The 1,016-nt window shown below is 54.1% G+C and carries 1 protein-coding gene; it reads right to left on the bottom strand.

The genetic code is table 11. From position 1 onward, the window contains the following. Positions 1–180: 180 nt before the first annotated feature. Positions 181–897: a thiol:disulfide interchange protein DsbA/DsbL gene (locus BDE01S_RS10705; protein WP_066081417.1), complete on the bottom strand. Its 717-nt coding sequence runs from the start codon at positions 895–897 to the stop codon at positions 181–183. Positions 898–1,016 lie beyond the last annotated feature (119 nt).

Below are 1,016 nucleotides of genomic sequence, written 5' to 3' on the forward strand. Positions count from 1 at the left end.
CAACGAATCGTCGGGCAAAAGTGCCCGACCTACTGCTGCTAAAAGCGATTGCAATTTATGAATTTTCACAGACAGAAAATCGCCGGATTTTCGTCATTAGCTTCGCAAGTCCGCTACGCCGCCCCAAAAAACAAAAAAGCCGTCTGTTTTTCAGACGGCTTTTTGCCAAACCTTCGCGGCTTATTTCGCTTTCTGCTCTTCGCGTACTTTGTCCACCAGCATATCGATGGTCTGCATACCCGAGTGCCAATCGGCAAATTTCACGACATATTTGCCGCCGACCACCACCGTCGGCGTGCTGCCGATTTGGTAGGTATTGGTCAGCTCGGCCATTTTGTCGGCACGCACGGCACTTTCGGGCGATTCGTAAGCCGCCAGTACTTTTTTGCCGTCAAACGCGGTTTGCTCCGCCAGCCATTGTTTCAGCGTATTTTCGTCGGTCAGGTTGATTTTTTGATCGACCATGGCGGCAAACACCGCGCTGTTGGCTTTCGCTTTTTCGCCGCTCATATCCAAAGCCGCGGTCAGGCGCGCCAGCGGCAGCATATCGGGCTGCCATACCACGTGTTCGGTACGCAGGTAGGTATCGTCTTTAAAGGTTTTGACGTGTTCGCTCAACACCGGCTCCAAGTGGGCGCAGTGCGGGCAGAAATAGCCGAAAAATTCCAATACTTCCACTTTGCCTTCCTGCTGCTGCGGAATCGGCTGGGCCAATACCGTGTAGTTTTGGCCTTCCACCAGGCCTTGCGGCGCGGCAGGCGTTTGGGCGGCAGCAATCGGCGCGGAGCCGGTATTTTGCGCGGCATCGGCAGCGGGTACGCTGGTTTCGGCTTTCTGGCCGCAGGCAGCCAGCGCCAACATGGTCATGACCGCAACGGCGGTGGTATTCAACTTCATGATGTGCTTTCGTCAAATCGCTAATAAAAAGGAAATTTTAGCGGATTTCCGCCGCCCGTGCAGAAACTTTGAATGAAAAAGAATGAAAGTTTTTCAGACGGCCTGCGCCTGCCCGCGGC

It is taken from the genome of Bergeriella denitrificans NBRC 102155 (genome assembly GCF_001592185.1).
Classification (GTDB): domain Bacteria; phylum Pseudomonadota; class Gammaproteobacteria; order Burkholderiales; family Neisseriaceae; genus Neisseria; species Neisseria denitrificans.